The sequence below is a fragment of the Pedococcus sp. 2YAF34 genome (assembly GCF_052114585.1).
In the GTDB taxonomy this organism is placed as follows: domain Bacteria; phylum Actinomycetota; class Actinomycetes; order Actinomycetales; family Dermatophilaceae; genus Pedococcus.
The window spans coordinates 1-12,661 of record NZ_JBFRFA010000035.1 but is presented as its reverse complement, the minus strand read 5'-3'; the positions used below and the strand labels follow the sequence as shown (position 1 = coordinate 12,661).

Annotated in this window: 13 protein-coding genes; 1 reads left to right on the top strand and 12 read right to left on the bottom strand. The window is 75.3% G+C overall.

Annotated elements, in window-relative coordinates:
- Positions 1-8 precede the first annotated feature (8 nt).
- From AB4Z02_RS15750 to AB4Z02_RS15735, 4 genes are read right to left on the bottom strand one after another with little or no spacing between them, the layout of a single operon-like run.
- On the bottom strand, positions 9-1,217 hold the full coding sequence (locus AB4Z02_RS15750; protein WP_441972087.1) for an SIS domain-containing protein: 1,209 nt from the start codon (positions 1,215-1,217) through the stop codon (positions 9-11).
- A 17-nt stretch (positions 1,218-1,234) separates the two neighbouring features.
- On the bottom strand, positions 1,235-1,438 hold the full coding sequence (locus AB4Z02_RS15745) for a Trm112 family protein (RefSeq protein ID WP_441972086.1): 204 nt from the start codon (positions 1,436-1,438) through the stop codon (positions 1,235-1,237).
- Entirely contained in the window at positions 1,438-2,895 is a 1,458-nt protein-coding gene (locus AB4Z02_RS15740; protein ID WP_441972084.1) for a phosphomannomutase/phosphoglucomutase, read from the bottom strand. Before AB4Z02_RS15740 ends, AB4Z02_RS15745 begins: the two co-directional genes overlap by 1 nt.
- Before the next feature lie 19 nt (positions 2,896-2,914).
- Positions 2,915-3,325 (bottom strand): DUF3499 domain-containing protein, encoded by a 411-nt coding sequence (locus tag AB4Z02_RS15735; protein ID WP_056882561.1) that lies wholly within the window; start codon positions 3,323-3,325, stop codon positions 2,915-2,917.
- A gap of 168 nt (positions 3,326-3,493) precedes the next feature.
- On the opposite strand from AB4Z02_RS15735, the gene AB4Z02_RS15730 reads away from it, so the two are divergent.
- Positions 3,494-3,841 (top strand): metallopeptidase family protein, encoded by a 348-nt coding sequence (locus AB4Z02_RS15730; protein ID WP_441972083.1) that lies wholly within the window; start codon positions 3,494-3,496, stop codon positions 3,839-3,841.
- A 42-nt stretch (positions 3,842-3,883) separates the two neighbouring features.
- Here the strand turns inward: AB4Z02_RS15730 and AB4Z02_RS15725 are convergent, their stop codons facing one another.
- From AB4Z02_RS15725 to AB4Z02_RS15690, 8 genes are all read right to left on the bottom strand, one after another.
- Entirely contained in the window at positions 3,884-5,374 is a 1,491-nt protein-coding gene (locus AB4Z02_RS15725) for a DUF5719 family protein (RefSeq protein ID WP_441972081.1), read from the bottom strand.
- A complete protein-coding gene (locus AB4Z02_RS15720) occupies positions 5,371-8,712 on the bottom strand; it encodes a glycosyltransferase (RefSeq protein ID WP_441972079.1) in 3,342 nt (1,113 codons plus the stop codon). The genes AB4Z02_RS15725 and AB4Z02_RS15720 overlap by 4 nt, the downstream gene beginning before the upstream one ends.
- Before the next feature lie 33 nt (positions 8,713-8,745).
- Complete coding sequence (locus tag AB4Z02_RS15715; protein ID WP_200949197.1) at positions 8,746-8,961, bottom strand: WhiB family transcriptional regulator; 216 nt, start codon at positions 8,959-8,961, stop codon at positions 8,746-8,748.
- A 217-nt stretch (positions 8,962-9,178) separates the two neighbouring features.
- Positions 9,179-9,436, bottom strand: coding sequence for a ferredoxin (locus tag AB4Z02_RS15710; RefSeq protein WP_441972077.1), 258 nt, complete (start codon positions 9,434-9,436; stop codon positions 9,179-9,181).
- On the bottom strand, positions 9,414-10,517 hold the full coding sequence (locus AB4Z02_RS15705; RefSeq protein ID WP_441972076.1) for an NADH-ubiquinone oxidoreductase-F iron-sulfur binding region domain-containing protein: 1,104 nt from the start codon (positions 10,515-10,517) through the stop codon (positions 9,414-9,416). The genes AB4Z02_RS15710 and AB4Z02_RS15705 overlap by 23 nt, the downstream gene beginning before the upstream one ends.
- Complete coding sequence (locus tag AB4Z02_RS15700; protein WP_441972074.1) at positions 10,514-11,074, bottom strand: ferric reductase-like transmembrane domain-containing protein; 561 nt, start codon at positions 11,072-11,074, stop codon at positions 10,514-10,516. The genes AB4Z02_RS15705 and AB4Z02_RS15700 overlap by 4 nt, the downstream gene beginning before the upstream one ends.
- Positions 11,071-12,135 carry an FAD:protein FMN transferase gene (locus tag AB4Z02_RS15695; RefSeq protein ID WP_441972072.1) on the bottom strand — a complete coding sequence of 355 codons (1,065 nt, stop codon included), beginning with the start codon at positions 12,133-12,135 and terminating at the stop codon, positions 11,071-11,073. Before AB4Z02_RS15695 ends, AB4Z02_RS15700 begins: the two co-directional genes overlap by 4 nt.
- A complete protein-coding gene (locus tag AB4Z02_RS15690; protein WP_056882553.1) occupies positions 12,132-12,398 on the bottom strand; it encodes a hypothetical protein in 267 nt (88 codons plus the stop codon). Before AB4Z02_RS15690 ends, AB4Z02_RS15695 begins: the two co-directional genes overlap by 4 nt.
- Positions 12,399-12,661 lie beyond the last annotated feature (263 nt).

Here is a 12,661-nt window from a genome sequence, read left to right as displayed (position 1 = left end):
GCCCGTCGTCAACGGCCGGTGCGGTTGCGCAGGTCCGTGACGTGGGGCGAGACGGCCGGGTCGAGGCCGAGGCCCAGCGCCAGGTAGGTGGCCGCGAAGTCGGTCGTCGCGAGCTGCCCGGCGAGGCGGGTCAGCGGATGGCCGGGCAGCGCGGTGACCTCGCTGACCCTGGCCCCGGCCTCGCGCGCGGCCTCGGCGACGGCATCGGCCACGGCAGCGGACTCGGCGGCCTCGCGGGTCAGGGGGTCCGGCACCGCGTCGCGGAGCATCAGCAGCCCGAGCCGCGGTGAGACCGGCCCGTCCAGGAACGGGTCGGCGAAGATGTCCGCACCCCCCGAGGCGCCCCCGGAGCCGCCCCCCGCGAGGGCTGCGGCAGAGGCGCCGTACGCGGTGGTGAAGGGCCCGTCGAGGCAGGCCACGATCTGGGCGGCGTCGTCGGGGAGCTCGCCATGGATGGCGGGGATGCGCGCGGTCCGGGCGAGCATCGACGCGGCGCGGCCGGCGGCGACGCCGTTGAGGGGGCCGTCGCCGAGGACGACCGGCACTCCTTCGGCGAGGTCGATGGCAAGCACCTTCGCGGGGTTGACGAACGACTCCGAGGAGGGTCGGCAGGCCTCGGCCACCTCGTCGAGGCGGTCGGCGGTCTCGAGGAGCACCTGCTCCCCCACGTCGACGAGGCCGAGGCCTCCGGCGGCGAGCAGCACCGGGGCCAGCAGCGACCAGAGTGCGGTGCGGGAGGTGGTACGGCCGCGGCCGATGTCGATGTGGACCCCGCGGGCCTGCGCCGCGACGTCAGCCAGCGGTGAGTCGGCGGACCCGACGGTCAGCAGCGAGGCGCCACGCCGGGCGGCCTCGGCCGCGAGGGCGAGCGGCCCGGCGGCGCGGCCGGACTGGGACACGGCGATGACCAGGTCCAGGGGTCCGACCCACCCCGGGAGCGGCACGTTGCGCCGCACGCTGACCGGCACGGGCGAACCGGGCTCGGCCAGCAGGTCGAGGATGTCGCACACCACGCCCGAACCGCCCAGCGACGCGACCAGCACCGAACGCGGACGTTCACCGCCGGCGACCCGCGTGATGCCGCCCTCGGCGGAGAGGCTGATGGCCTCGCGCACCTGCGCGCCCGCAGTGGCGAGGCCGCGCAGCGTCTGGTGGCTGTCGAGGACGGCGATGGCCTCCTCGCTGTCGATGCGGGCCTCGTCGAGGTAGGGAGCCATCGGTCGCCGCCTCCGGGTCAGGCCGGCTTGCGGGCTTCGTCGACCAGCAGGACGGGCACGCCGTCGTCGATGCGGTACTGCAGACCGCAGTCGGCGTTGGTGCAGTGCAGCTCCGGACCCGCCGCACCGTCAGCGTCCGCGAGCTCCGAGCGGCAGGCCGGGCAGCGCAGGATCTCGCGCAGCCACGGCTCGATCGGGGCACCTGTGGTCTGCTCGGCCATCAGCCTTCTCCTCTCACCAGGGCGACGACATCGTCCCGCACCCGTTTCATGGTGGCCACATCCGCGGCCTCGACGTTGAGCCGCAGCAGCGGTTCGGTGTTGGACGCGCGCAGGTTGAGCCACCACATGCGGTCACCGGTCGCGTCGGCCCCCTCGGCCGCGGCATGGGTCGCGGTCAGCCCGTCGAGCTCGTCGAACTCGGCGCCCTGCGCAGCAGCCCAGTCGCGCACCTGCGCGGTGGCCGCTGCGGCGTCGGTGACGGTCGAGTTGATCTCGCCGGACGCGGCATACCGGCTGTAGGCAGCGGTGAGCACGCTCAGCGGCTCGTCCTGCTCGCCCAGCGCCGCGAGGACGTGCATGGCGGCCAGCATGCCGGTGTCGGCGAACCAGAAGTCGCGGAAGTAGTAGTGCGCGCTGTGCTCGCCGCCGAACACCGCGTCCTCGCGCGCCATCTCCGCCTTGATGAACGAGTGGCCGACACGGGTGCGGACGCCGCGGGCGCCCTGCTCGGCGATGATCTCGGGGACGGCGGCGGAGGAGATGACGTTGTAGACGACAGCGACGTCCTCGGCCTTGGCGCCGGTAGCCACTTCCCGCGCGATCTCGCGGGTCGCGACGAGCGCCGTGACGGCGCTGGGGCTGACGGGCTCGCCGCGCTCGTCCACGACGAAGCAGCGGTCGGCGTCGCCGTCGAACGCCAGGCCCAGGTCGGCGGCGTGCTCGACGACCGCGGCCTGCAGGTCGCGCAGGTTCTCCGGCTCGAGCGGGTTGGCCTCGTGGTTGGGGAAGGTGCCGTCGAGCTCGAAGTACAGCGGAACCACCTCGAGGGGCAGCTCGGGGAGGCCAGCACCCGTGCCGAGGACGGCCGGGACGGTGTGGCCGCCCATGCCGTTGCCGGCGTCGACGACGACCTTCAGCGGGCGGCTGCTGGACAGGTCGACCAAGCCCCGCAGGAAGGTGGCGTAGTCGGCGAGCAGGTCGCCCTCGCCCACCTCACCGCTCGCGACCTCGGCCGGGCCGGCGCTGGTGCCGGAGTCGAGCAGCTCCTGCGCGAGGTCACGGACAGTGGCGAGGCCGGAGTCCTGCCCGACGGGCCGGGCGCCCGCGCGGCAGAGCTTGATCCCGTTGTACTGCGCGGGGTTGTGGCTCGCGGTGAACATGGCCCCGGGCAGGTCGAGCGCCCCGCTGGCGTAGTACAGGCCGTCGGTGCTGCACAGGCCGATGAGGGTGGCGTCCAGGCCGTGGGCGGTGACGCCCGCCGCGAAGGCGCGCGAGAGCTCCGGCGAGGAGGGGCGCATGTCGTGGCCGATGACGACACCGGTGGCACCCTCAGGAATCACCACCGCCTGGGCGAACGCCGAACCGAGGGCCCAGGCCACGTCGACGTTGAGCTGCTCGGGCACCAGGCCCCTGACGTCATAGGCCTTGACGAAGTCGGCGAGGTGGGGCGTGGACACGCCGCAACCCTAGCCGGGGTCAGCTGTCGCGCAGAACGCGCAGGTGCCCGCGCCGGCCCGTCTCGACGGCACCCGAGGCGCCCTCGTCGTCCGCCCGCACCGTGGTGTGCCCGGTGGGGTGGCCGGCCGTGCGCGCGAGCGGCTGCTCACCGAGCCGGGGACGCCCCGCCTCGCGGACCGCGTTGGCCAGCGCCAGCAGGTCGTCGTGGGACGGCTCGGGCTCGACGTACTCCCCCGACAGCCGCACGATCTCCCACCCGCGCGGGGCGGTGAGCCCCTCGGCGTGGTCGAGGCACAGGTCGTAGGTGTGCGGCTCGGCGAAGGTGGCGAGCGGGCCGACGACAGCGGTCTGGTCGGCGTAGACGTAGGTGAGCGTCGCGATGGCGGCCTTGGGGCACGCGGTGCGGGAGCACCTCCTGGACAGACTCACGACGGGGACTCTATGCGACGACCCGGCGGCCGCCGACCCGGCACGCCGTAGGGTGGTGGCGTGACTTCGTCCGGCTCCCCCGGTTCGCCCGCCGCTCGCCGTGGACCGCGCCGGGACCGTCGCGGCCGCGGCGTCCGTGGCCCCCTGGCATGGCCTGCCGTGCCCGCGATGGTCACTCGGCGCCAGCAGTTCGACGACCTGGTGCTCGACAGCGCGGCCAGGCTCGAAGCACGGCTGGGACCGCGGTTCGAGCAGGTCGAGTTCGCCGTCGAGGACGTGCCGACCACAGACCCCGCGCCGTGGGAGCGCGACGGCGTCCCGTTGGGCCGTGTCTTTCCCTCCCACGGCAGGCAGCCGGCGCGGATCGTCATCTACCGCAGGCCGATCGAGGCGCGGGCCCAGGACCAGCGCGAGCTGACCGCGATCGTCGGTGACGTCGTCGTCGAGCAGGTGGCCGCACTCTTCGGCATGGCGCCCGGCGACCTCGACCCCCGCTACGACACCGGCGACGACTGACCGCCCCGAGGCCACACCGTCCCCGGCTGACCGGTTTCGGGCCTAGTGGCGGACCTCGCGCAGGCTCACGCTCGTCGTCCGCAGGGCCGAGTCGAGCAGCGGGGTCGAGGTGATGAGGGTGCCGTCGGCGACGGAGATGGCCGAGATGACCCCGCCGTGCAGCAAGCCCTTGCCGGAGACCTGGCGTACCCACACCGAGCTCGCGCCCGCGAGGTTGACCGTCGACGAGCTGTCGCGGGCCACGGTCACGCGCTGGGTCTTCTCGGCTCCGCCGGCGCCGATGGTGACCACGTCGACCACGGCCGAGTCGCCGCTGGCGCTGAGCCCGAGGCCGCGGGCCAGGGGCTTCGGCGAGCCTGCAGGGTCCATCAACGGCAGTCCCGCCACACCGGTGAGTGCAGAGGTGGACGAGGACCAGGCGAAGTCGCTCGGCGCACCGGGAGCACCGCGGCTGACCATGGCCGCGGCCACCACCGGGACGTCGGCGCGGACCTGGATGCCGACGGTGCCGAACGGGAGCTTGGACAGGTCGATGTCGCGCACCTGTCCCCCGTCGAGGCGCGTGACGCCACCGGCGGGCAGGGCGCGTGGCCCGGTCGCGGTGAGCACCCTGGCCTGGACGACGGCCTCGGAGTCACCGGGTACGGCAACGCGGAGCACCGCCGGGCCCGCGACCTGGACCGCGGGGATGACCTGGTCTCGTGACGGCGGTGCGGTGGGTACGGCGTCGTCGGAGCCGGCCGGGCGCGTGCCGTCGAGCCACGAGTCGTTGACCGCCGCGGAGACGACCCCACCCTCGGCGACCACGTGCAGGGCGGGCGACGCGACGTCGCCGGAGATGGAGTCCACCAGGAACGACGTGCGGCCGCGGGCCGGGACGACGATGCCCTTGCCCTGAGGTGAGGCGAGCTCGCCGTCGGGGCCGTGCAGGGTCAGGTCGACGGTGACCGCGTTGCCGCCCGGGTTGGTGAGGACGAGCCGCTCCTGGCGGCCGGGAGCTCCTCCGCCCGCCAGGACCCAGAAGTCCGACCCGGCCTGGGTGCAGGGGCTCGAGGCGAGCGCCCGCTGGTCGCCGGAGGCCACCAGCCAGGACTGCGCGGCGGCCAGGCCCGGAGCCAGCGACTGCGATGCCTCGGCGAGGACGCCGGAGCGACCACCGACGTCGGCGGCGGCGAGGTCGCCGCGCGTCGTCGCCGTGTCCTTGGCGGGGCCGCCGGGGACTGCCGTGAGCACGACGCTGCCCGGCGTCGACACGGGCGCGACCCCGCTGAGGACCGACGCGGGGGCGGCAGCTGCCGCGACGCGTACCCCCAGCGGGAGGTCGTCCACACCGGGGACGCCCTTGAGCTCGGGGCCGGGGCACACGACGGTCGAGCCGCGTACGGGGTCGGTGGAGCCGCTGACGCGCGAGTCGTCCGCCGTCCTCGACCCGAGGGCGATCGCGCCCTGGCTCTGCGTGGCGGCGACCACGAGGCCCGCGCCGGCCGCGGCGACGAGCACCGTCCGGACGATGCCGCTGACGGAGACGTTCACGACCGCCTCCTCGAGGCACGGTTGCCGAAGGGGATGGCGAGGAACACCACGAGCAGGAGGGCGAGACCCTGGGCCCAGCGCCAGGTGGCGTCGGAGGGCATCACCTCGACGGTGAGGGTGTGCGCGCCCGCGGGTACGGGGTAGGCGACGCCCTCGTCGGCCGGCGCCACCACGTGGCCGTCGACCTCCACGCGGGCGTGCCGGACCCACCCGGCGGGCTCGGCGAGGACGAGGGACGCGCCCTGGGGCACAACGGCCCGCGTGACGAGGCGGCCGTGGTCGCCGTCCACGGACAGTTCCTGCGCGGAGCGGGCGGTCACGAGCCGGATGCGGGAGGGGGCCAGGGACCCGTCGTCGGCCCTCGAGCCGCCGGGGAGGACCCGCCAGAACGTCACGCCGTCGTGCTGGCCGAGGCGGCCCAGGCCGGCGGTGGCGTCCAGCGCCCGGATCCGCGGGTCGGTGTCGTCGGTGCGCAGGCCGACGAACCCCACCGCCAGGTCGGACAGCGCCTTGGCGGGGTCGAGCTCACCGGGTGCGGCACCCTGCTGGAACAGCTGGCCGACCGCGGTCGCGAGCGCGGTCTCGTCGGGGCGGCCCGCGGCCGTCGGCGGCAGGGACCGGGCGAGGTCGGAGGGCTCGCGCCCCAGCAGGTCGAACGACAGCCCAGTGCCCTCGGGCTGCAGCAGGAGCATGCGGTTGCCGACACCGCTCTCGGCCTGGTCGACGGCGACGGCCGGACGCGGATCGGTCCACGCACCGAGCGTGTCGCCGAGGGTCTTCCACGAGGTCCAGCAAATCCCGGCGACCACGGCGACGATGAGCGCAGCGGCCACGGGCCAGCGGGTCAGTGCCACCCAGCCACCGCGGGCTCGCGAGACCGCGAGCCCGTCGGCACCCAGGAGCGCCGCCGCGAGGAGCGAGAGGGCCAGCAGCGCCAGGCCGGTGCCGGACCACGCGGTGACCGAGGCGCCGGCGTCGGGCGAGCCGGCGGGCACGGTCGCGAGGACCAGCCGGGGTGCGAGCAGGGCGTAGGCGAGGCCGAGGAGGCCGGTGAAGGACAGCACCGTGGCGGTCCACCCGCGGCGGCCGGCCCGCAGCAGGCCCAGGACCCCGGCCAGCACGACGGGGGCGGACAGCAGCACGGGGTAGGAACCCGGGCCGCCCGGGTGCAGCAGCGCGAGCTGCCACGGCAGCGCCTGGTCGGCGCCCCACACCGTGAGTCCGGGCCCGGCGAGCAGGAGCATGGGTCGCTCGACGAGCGTCTGCACCCACGGCCCGAGGAGCAGGGCGGGGCCGACGAGCAGGGCCAGCCCCCGCAGGCGCGCACCGCCGCGGCCGAGGACGACGACGAGCAGCGCGGCCAGCGCCGCCAGCGGCAGGAACGCCGGGGCGAACGCCCCGAGCACCGCGGTGGCCAGCACGGTCGCGGCGGTCACGGTCGTCGAGCCACCCCGCCGGGCGGCGAGGGCGAACCCGGCGGCGACGAGGGGCAGCAGCATCCCCGTGACGAGGCCGCCGAGCCGACCGGTCGCAGTGGCGGAGGTCAGCACCGCGGTGCTCCCCCACGCCAGGGCGACCAGGGCCCGCGGCCAGCGCGAGTGGGTGATGACGCGGGCGCCGAGGTAGGCAGCGAGCGTCGAGAAGGGGACGGCGAGGGTCACGAGCAGCGCGACCGCCGATCCCACCGGGGATGCAGGGGCACCGACGACGGGCAGGTGGGTGACCAGCCAGGCGAGGGCGGCGAGGACCACGAGGTGGGGGCCCTGCTCCCCGGACTGCCCGAGGCCGGCTCCGTGCCAGCCGTCGAGCCAGAGGTGCCAGGTCGACCCTGCGGCGGCGCGGCCGCCGAGCAGCTCGCCACCGACGACGCCGGACCCGAGTCGCTCGAAGAGGCCGCCGCCCATGGACCGGGTGGCCACGAGCGCGGTCACCGTGGCGAGGAGGAAGGCGAGCAGGCCGGGGTTGCGGGCGGCGCGCGAGAGCCAGGTGGAGCCCAGCACGTGCAGGTCCTGCGCTTCGTCGGGCACCGGACCGGCCTCGACGACCTCGGTGGTCGTCTCGAGGACGCGGCCGTCGTCGAAGGCGACCTGGTCGTGCACGAGGTCGCCGGTGTGGCGCAGCACGGTCGAGGCGGGCACGAACAGCCCGGCGAGGTCACGACGGCGTACGCGGCGCGTGCCCCGTGAGCGCCACCGGGCGCCCAGCACGCGGCCGGGCGTGAGCACGGCACCGAGGTCGGACAGCTCGGCCCAGGCGGCGCGCGGCCGCTTGGCGACCAGCAGCGCGAGGGCGGCGGCCAGGCTGGTCAGGGCCACCCATACGGCGAGGAACGGGAGCGCCCACCAGGCGCACCGGGCCAGCGCGACCCGCCGGGCCTGGCGCCGCATGCGGGTGGCGGTGTCCCCCGAGCCTGAGGGGCTGTGGTCGTCGTCACCCAGTGGCGCGCCGGTGCACACCGTGGCCCGGGGCACGACGACGACCCGGTGGCCGGCCTGCTGGGCGCGCCAGGAGAAGTCGACGTCGGCGCCGAAGTCGCCGAACGCCCGGTCGGGACCACGCAGGCCGTCGAAGACCGCCCGTTCGACGAGCATCCCCGTCGCCGGCACCGCGAGGACGTCGGAGCGGCGGTCGTACTGGCCCTGGTCGGGCTCACCCGGCGCGGGGGACGGGATGACCCGACCGCTGCGGGTCAGCTGGACGCCGACGGAGCGCAGGGCACCGGGGACGGTCCAGTCGAGGAGCTTGGGGCCGGCGGCGCCGACCGAGGGCGAGCGGCGTACGGCGTCGAGGAGCCGGGCCAGCGTCGTGGGCGCAGCTGCGCTGTCGCAGGTGAGCACCCACAGGTGCTCGACAGCGGGGGTCTCGTCGGCGACGGTTGCGGTGTCGTCCGGGACCGCCGGGGTCTCGCCCGCGACGGAGCGGTGCTCGCCACCGGCGGCAGCCGCGTGCTCGCCCACCTGTGCGAGGGCGGCGCGGACGGCCTCGGTGAGCGTGGCGGTGCCGGCGACGGTGACGGTGACGTACGCGGCGTCCGGCACGGCGTCGGCGAGGGCCTGGTGGGCGCGGACCACCTCGACGGCGTTGCCGTCCAGGCCGGGGTCCACGACCAGGAGCCGGTCGGGGAGACGCGTCTGCCGGGCCAGGGAGTCCAAGGTCTGCGGCAGCGCGGACGCGGGTCCGCGGAGCACGAGCACGGCGGTCACGGCGGCCGCGACGCCGGTCGCCTCGACGCCGGTCGTCTCGGCGCCGGTGGCGGCACCCGCGTGGGAGCTCTGGCTGGAGCCGGGGTGGGGGGCCGATCCGGCGTCGGTCGTGCGGTGGGGCGGGGCCAGCGTCATGAGCTCGTCACGAGGGGGTCGCCGGTCCGGCGACTAGACCGCACGCTTCTTGAGCTTGCGGCGCTCCCGCTCGGACAGCCCGCCCCAGATGCCGAAGCGCTCGTCGTTCGCCAGGGCGTACTCGAGGCACTCGGAGCGCACCTCGCAGCCCACGCAGACCTTCTTGGCCTCGCGCGTCGAGCCGCCCTTCTCGGGGAAGAACGCCTCGGGATCCGTCTGGGCGCAGAGCGAACGCTCCTGCCAGGACATCTCGGTGTCGTCGCCGCCGTCCAGGGCGACCAACTGAAGTTCGTGCACGGCTTCCTCCTCGACCCGGTGCCGTTGTCGCCACCGGCCCGATGACAACAATGGAATTACACGCGTGTCATACGTGGTTCGTCAAGCGGAAGTCTGATATTTGCCCGATCAGATGAACCTTGATAGGGACGCGGCGCCCGAGCACGGGGCGTCCACCATCGACCGTAGGTCAGCTCCGGCGTTCTGCGTACAGGGCCATGGCCGGGCAGAGACGGACCGCTGCAGCCCGTGCGCTCTCCCCGTCGTCGACGCCTCCCTCGGCGGCGGTGAGCACGACGGGGTAGCCCCACTCGTCGAGCCGGACGCTTCCCGGGAGCAGGCTGGCGCACACGCCGTGCCCGGTGCAGGCGACGCGGTCGACCCTGACGGTGGGATGGTCCCCGGGCGCGGGACGGTCGCGGCGGTCAGTGGGCGAGGACGCGGTCACGGTTGCTCCTGGAGGGGCGGCCCTCGGCGCAGCGGCCGGAGGCGTGGTCGGCGAGGTGGTCGGACAGCACGCGCAGGGCCGAGGTGGCCAGCCCTGCGACGCCGTCGGGGAAGCGGCACGCACCGCGGCCGGTGACCGAGGCGGCCCGGCGCTGCAGGCGCTCGCGGGCGGCGGGCGAGCTCCCGGCGGCCAGATAGTGCCAGTCGGCGGCGATGGACGGCAGGCCGAACATGCACGGACCGCACTGGCCGGCGCTCTCCCCCGCCGCGTGGTCGAACCAGTGGGCCAGCTCGGCGACGGGGCAGTTGCCGGCATCGAGCACGTGCACGACACCCGACCCCGGACGCCCACCGAACGCCCGCAGTCCCTCGGTCGACCAGGTGGCCGAGGCAGCCTCGGCGCGGCTGAGCAGCACGCCGCCAAGCCCGCCGACGATGACCGGGCCGCTGTGGTCGAGGTCGCCACCGGCCGCCGCCACGATGTCGCGCAGCGCGATCCCGGCGCTCGTGGCGATGACGCCCGGGCGGGAGACCGCACCGCCGACGCCGACCAGGCGCGGGCCCGGCTCGTCCGGCAGGCCCTGCGACCGGAACCACTGCGGCCCGTGCTCGACGACCTGGGCGACCCGCCACAGGGTCTCGGCGTTGAGCACCACCGTGGGGCTGATGCGCCGGCCCTCGCTGTCGGCGCCGCCCATGACGAACGGCTGCCGCTTGGTCATCGGCCGTGCGAGCCCACCCTGGGCCAGCGAGATGAGGGACGTCTCCTCCGACGACACGTACCGCGCGGGTGCCGACAGGACGTCGAGCCCCGCCGAGCGCAGCCGGGCCTCGGTCGCGGACCCGCGGTGGGCTGCGTACCGGACGCGCCGGCCACCGACGAGCGTGGCGCCGCGGACCAGCTCCGGGAGGTGGTGCTCGACGACGTACGCGTCCTTGACCGCGCCGATCTCGCCGTCGCAGGCGTTGACGATGAGCGCGGCGCCGTGCTCGTGGGCGGCGCGCACCTTGGTGGCGGTGCTGAACGCGGCACCGCCACGGCCGGTGAGCCCGGACTGCTCGAGGAGCTCTACGAGGTTCATGACCACTCCTGGCTGAGGATCGCCTGGCGGCGGTCCTGGTCGGCGTGGCGGGCCACGGCGCGCCACGTGAGGGCGAGGCCGCCGACGGCGGCACAGGCGACGGGTACGAGGCGCAGCAGGGGCTCGTTCGCCGTGCCCATGGCGTAGCCGTGGACGAGGGCGAGCGGCCAGAGGGCGAACGCCGTGAGGTGCACGGCCTTCCACGCCCGGCGGGAGAGGCGGTGCCGCAGCAGCGACGTCGCGACGACGGCGAGCACGATGTCGAAGGCGAGGGTGCCGAGCCCGACCCACAGCGGCTGGTAGCCGGCGGTGAAGGGCACGAACGCGGAGACCCAGTCGATGCTGACGTAGGTCTCCAGGACCGCCGTGCCGATGTGCGCGAGCAGGAACGCCGACGTGCCGAGGGCCAGCGACCGGTGCAGCCCGACCACGACGGTCTGGCGCAGTGCGCGGCTGCGACGGCCGGCGGTCAGGGCGCCGAGGACGAGGACGGCGGTGAGCAGGACGATGCTCGCCGTGCCGGTCGCCCGGGAGACGAACCACAGGAGCTCGTTCATGCCGCGCTCCTCCCGCTCGCGCCGGGCTGTGGCCAGCCGCGCGTCGCGACGACCGGTCCGCCGCCGGCCGGGTCGAGCCGTGCCGGTATGCCGCGGGCAGCCAGCCACGCGGGCGCCGCCCGCCCGAGGACGACGGCGGCCGTCGACGCGGCGTTGGCCTCCACGGCAGTCGCCCCGGCGCAGGTCACCTGCTCCCACACCACGGGCGCGGTGAGACCGGTCCGCGGGTCGACGATGTGGTGGCGGGCGCGGCCCTCGTGGGTCCAGGTGCGCCGGCCGGTCGAGGAGGTGGCGAAGGCCTGCCCGTGACCGGCCACGACCTGGCGCACCTCGCCCGCCGTGCCCTCGACGGCGACCTGCCACCCCTCGGCGGGCAGGTCGCCCGAGACGGCGAGGTCGCCACCGAGGTTGACCAGGAACCCTCCGTCGAGGGATGCGGCAAGCCGGGCGGCGATGGTGTCAGCTGCCCAGGCCTTGGCGCTGGCGCCGAGGTCGAGGACGGTGCCGGCCGGGACGCGGACCCGGCGCAGCGACTGGTCGAGATCCACGGTGCGCCAGCCCGGGACGACCGCGTGCTCCACGAGCCCGCGCGTGCCGTGCGGGTCGTCGTCGCGCGGGTCGTCCCGGCGCGCGCTGTCGTTGCGCGGGTCGTCGTCGCGCGCGCCGCCGTCGCGCTGGTCACGAGCGCGGACGACCGCCAGGTCGGCGTCGTACCCGGAGGCGATGACGGCGCCCCCCACGGTGGGGTCCACGAGTCCGTCGGTCAGCCGCGCCGTACGCAGCGCCGCAGCGAGGCTCGCGGCGAACACCGGCGACACCAGCGCGGTGGCGTCGCGGTCGGCGTGCTGCCGGGCGAGCGCGCTCACCTCCGAGTCGGGACGGAACCGCGACACCGCTGCGTCGAGCTCCGCCAGGAGGTCGCGGGCGGCGGAGATGGCCACGCCGAGGGTCTCCGGCCGGGTCACGATGAGGTGGTGGTGGGTGCCGATGGCCTCGAAGGAGGCGGACGCGGTGAAGACGTTCTGGCCCACGCGGGCGGTGTCGGTGTGCACGGCGCTCACGACCCGCTCGTGCTGGTCTGGGCGGAGCCGGTGCCCGAGGACACCCCGGGGACGGCGCTGAAGCCGGTGGACCCCGTGCTGCTTGACGAGCCCGAGCTGCTCGTGTCGGAGGCGGATCCGCTGGTGCCGGTCGAGCCGGCCGTCGTGGTGCCCTGGTCCTGCGCCAGGTGGACGCCGACGGCCCCCGCGCCGAGCGTGGAGGCCAGCAGGACGCCGGCCGTCCAGCGGCGGGCCAGGCTCAGGGGGTTGCGGGGGGAGCTCATCGGGGCGGTCCCTTCTCGTGGGTGGCTGTTCGGTTCCGACACTCGCGTCGGCCGCTGTGGGGTTCCTGTGCGGCGGCTACGGAGCCGGTCCGGCGCAGATGTGGGTTTCCTGTGGACCTGCAGTGCGTCCTCGCCAGCCCCGTCCCCTGGTGCTGGTCTCCTGGTGCTGGTCCCTGGTGCTGGTCCCTGGTGATGGTCCCTGGTGCTGGTCCCTGGTGTTGGTGGGGTCTTTGAGCGGTTGACCCGGTCCTGACCGGGTCAAC

Bases quoted from the DNA above. Each gene is read 5' to 3' on its own strand.
- AB4Z02_RS15750 (WP_441972087.1), bottom strand. From the start codon at position 1,217: ATGGCTCCCTACCTCGACGAGGCCCGCATCGACAGCGAGGAGGCCATC.
- AB4Z02_RS15700 (WP_441972074.1), bottom strand. From the start codon at position 11,074: ATGAACGAGCTCCTGTGGTTCGTCTCCCGGGCGACCGGCACGGCGAGC.
- AB4Z02_RS15715 (WP_200949197.1), bottom strand. From the start codon at position 8,961: ATGTCCTGGCAGGAGCGTTCGCTCTGCGCCCAGACGGATCCCGAGGCG.
- AB4Z02_RS15720 (WP_441972079.1), bottom strand. From the start codon at position 8,712: ATGACGCTGGCCCCGCCCCACCGCACGACCGACGCCGGATCGGCCCCC.
- AB4Z02_RS15730 (WP_441972083.1), top strand. From the start codon at position 3,494: ATGGTCACTCGGCGCCAGCAGTTCGACGACCTGGTGCTCGACAGCGCG.
- AB4Z02_RS15705 (WP_441972076.1), bottom strand. From the start codon at position 10,517: ATGAACCTCGTAGAGCTCCTCGAGCAGTCCGGGCTCACCGGCCGTGGC.
- AB4Z02_RS15690 (WP_056882553.1), bottom strand. From the start codon at position 12,398: ATGAGCTCCCCCCGCAACCCCCTGAGCCTGGCCCGCCGCTGGACGGCC.
- AB4Z02_RS15745 (WP_441972086.1), bottom strand. From the start codon at position 1,438: ATGGCCGAGCAGACCACAGGTGCCCCGATCGAGCCGTGGCTGCGCGAG.